The organism is Planctomycetia bacterium (assembly GCA_034440135.1).
Lineage (GTDB): Bacteria > Planctomycetota > Planctomycetia > Pirellulales > JALHLM01 > JALHLM01.
On sequence record JAWXBP010000169.1, the window covers coordinates 1 to 3,138 of the forward strand.

The 3,138-nt window shown below is 58.3% G+C and carries 3 protein-coding genes; 1 reads left to right on the forward strand and 2 read right to left on the reverse strand.

Translation table 11 applies throughout. The features are described 5' to 3' along the window. Positions 1–390: 390 nt before the first annotated feature. A complete protein-coding gene (locus tag SGJ19_09745; protein MDZ4780522.1) occupies positions 391–1,041 on the forward strand; it encodes a DUF4304 domain-containing protein in 651 nt (216 codons plus the stop codon). A 302-nt stretch (positions 1,042–1,343) separates the two neighbouring features. Here SGJ19_09745 and SGJ19_09750 read toward each other — a convergent pair whose 3' ends face one another. Together SGJ19_09750 and SGJ19_09755 are read right to left on the reverse strand one after the other, a co-directional pair. Continuing rightward, on the reverse strand, positions 1,344–2,369 hold the full coding sequence (locus SGJ19_09750; GenBank protein ID MDZ4780523.1) for an integrase core domain-containing protein: 1,026 nt from the start codon (positions 2,367–2,369) through the stop codon (positions 1,344–1,346). A 10-nt stretch (positions 2,370–2,379) separates the two neighbouring features. After that, positions 2,380–2,814, reverse strand: coding sequence for a hypothetical protein (locus SGJ19_09755; GenBank protein MDZ4780524.1), 435 nt, complete (start codon positions 2,812–2,814; stop codon positions 2,380–2,382). Positions 2,815–3,138 lie beyond the last annotated feature (324 nt).

Here is a 3,138-nt window from a genome sequence, read left to right on the forward strand (position 1 = left end):
CAAGCTCTCGTCGAGCGGGGCTTGCTTCGTGTCCTGAGGAGCGTCGTTACTCCAACTATTAAATCAATTTAAGTGATAAGAATTTCAGGCGGCGCACAAGAGGCCCGGTGGAGACTCAGATGCCGCAGCACGCGGCCGAGCTGCTCATGAAGACTTTAAGGCAAAAGTCCAAGGAAAAGCCGGTTGGCAGTCAGAGCCGCAACTTGTTGATCCGAAAACTGGCGGTAAAGTCAAACCAGACGCCGTTACTCCCTCAGGAAGGCCCGTCGAGCTAAAACCTGACACACCTAGCGGAAAGGCGAGAGGCGCTACCCAGATTAAGAAATATGAACGCGCCACAGGCCAAAAGGGCAGAGTTATATACTACAATCCGTAATTCTAGTAACGATTATGACGCAATCATATACCACGCGCCTAAATGCAATATTACGAAACAGCGTAACGCCACTTGTTGCTTCCGAAGGATTTACGCATGGCGGTAATATATACACTCGGTATCTTGACAACCATCAACCTATATGGATGGTTGAAGTCCAGCGAGGTCGATGGAGTAATAACGAGAAGGTGGACTTTACGCTGAATTGTGGTGTGCTCATTCCGGGATTAATTCCAATATACACCAATCGCCCAGAATCGAGACAATACACATTAACTGATTGCTGTATCTATACACGAGTCGGAATGTTGCATCCCGATCGGCTTGATAAATGGTGGTCGCTTACGTCGAACGATGTCGCCACCGCGGACAATGATATTTCCAATGACCTAGACCAACGCATTCGCGAAGGCGTTATGCCGTTCCTTAGGAGGTTCCCGTCTTTTCAGGATGCAATGCTGTTCTTAGCCGGCCAGCGGTCGACAGCAGACAAATTCGTCGCGCCACAGAATGACTCGATTGCGCTCTGTTACGCAGCGATAATTGCGAAGCTTCTAAGTAGGCAGGGGATGGTGGTTGACTATATCAACAGAGCCGCTGAGCAGTCGAAGAAGTCTCCGAATGCCGATATTGTCATTGATCTTCGAAATCGTCTCATGATGTAGGGCTATATGGGTGTAGCGGTCCTGTCCCTCGCAAAAATTCCGTGTCCCTTATATCCTGCACTTTAGGCGATTTCCTCTCGCCGCAGCCAATTGATCTTGGCACGAAAAAGGCCTGTCCCTCGCAATAATTCCATCCGGGTGGTCTTTGGCAAGTTAGAGAGGCTTGAGCTTGGCGGCCGAGCTTCCTTCGGTCAGGCGTCGCGAACGACGGAGCATCGTCAAAGTGGTCGCGGAGCGCGTGGTTTTCGTGTCGGCGCGTGCGGCCGCGCGGCGCGGGGCTTCGGTTCGCGCGGTAGCGCGACTTAAGCGGCGCGGGAGTAGCGGTGGTGCAGTCCGCCGAGGTAGGGCGTACACACGACCTTGCCCCGCTCGGGCGGTTCCACGTCGCGTGGAATCGGCGCGTTGTCGTCGAGCGCCATGTGCGTGCGAGCTTCGTGATAGTAGCGAAAGAATTCGGTCAACAGCCGCTTCAGGTGGGCTTCGCTGAGCACGATCACGTGGTTGAGCAATTCTCGGCGGATCGTACCGATCAGCCGTTCCACATAAGGGTTCTGCCACGGGCTGCGGGGACTGATCGGCACCTCTTCGATGTTCAACGCCTTCATCCGCTTGCGAAACACTTCGCCGTAGATCCCGTCGTTGTCGCGGACCAGGTATTTGGGCGCCGTGTCGTACGGGAAGGCCTCGACGAGTTGGTTGGCGGTCCACTGCGCACTCGGGTTGGCCGTCACCCCGAAATGCACGACACGGCGTCGATCGGGGGACAGCACGAGAAAGACGTAGAGCAAGCTGAATCTCACGGTCGGCACGACAAAGAAGTCGATCGCGGCGAGGTTGGTCGGGTGATTCTTCCAGAATGTTCGCCAGGATTGGGAAGTGGGCTTGCGCGGACCGCGGGGTGCGGCCGCCAGGTATTTGCGGATCGTCGCTTGGCAAACGCGATAGCCGAGCAGCTTGAGTTCCGCCCGAATTCGCGGCACGCCCCAGAGTGGATTCTCGACCGCCAGACGGCCGATCAGATCGCGTAGCTCGCGATCAATCCGGGGCCGGCCGCGGCGCGACTTCCACCGCCAGAACGAGCGAAATGCCTGGCGATGCCACCGGCAGACGGTCTCCGGCCGGACGAGCAGCAAGCAGGACCGCCACCCGCCGAACCACCGCGACAGCGCCACCCAAAACAGCCGATCGCGAAGTTTCAACCTCGGTCGCGGTCGCTCGCGTTTCAGAATCGCCAGTTGCTGCCGCAGGGCGAGATGCTCCAGAGCCAGTTGCGCTCGCGAGCGGACCAGCGCCGCGAGAAATGTGATGATGAGGCGTAATAGTTCCATGGATTCTCCTTCAGTCGTCCGATTCGAGTTCGACGTCGATCGCCTGCTCGATGGCGGCGAGCGTAGCTTGCCGCGTCGGTTCGTCGTCCCGGAAGATCAAGTTGACTTTGGCGATGATCAGCCACACCTGGAGACACGTCAGCGCGGCGATGATCATGGTTAGGCAGTACATCGGCGGCAGCAGGATGAGCTTCAGGAGGTAGGCCGGCAGCATCACGACGAACCTCAGGCCGTAACCGAGCCAGATCAGTAGAACCGCGGTCCAATATGCCGCTTCGACCAGCACGCGGAGCAGGCCGTACAGGATCCGAGATGAAAGCCGGCGCTCGGACGGAACTCGCGCCAGGCGGGTCCGCAGAATCTCGTTCACTTCGGGGAGAACGGCGAGTTTGCGTTCCTTGCGGAGGTCGCTCTTCGACGGCTTCGGTGCGCGGCGCCGGTTCATGTGTGTTCCCTGCGGTTGGCGACGGGCCGGCGGCTAGTTTAGCGACTCGTCGCGGACCTTGCGGAAAAAACCGCGGTGACGCTGGTGGGAAACACCGACGGGAAGCCTCATCAGACTACCGCCCTCTGCCTTCTTCCTCGCTGATCGCTCGGCGGCCTCGGTTGCTCGTTCACCATCGAAGTTGCGCAGCCGCCGATCACGGTCTCGGCCGTGGGCCAGGCGCGGCTCGAGCACGAGAACGAAATTACCTTCACGGTCAGCCTCTCCTGGAAGTCGGTGGGGCCGGTGAGCGTCGATTGGTCGCTCTCCGACGGTTCGGCGGTG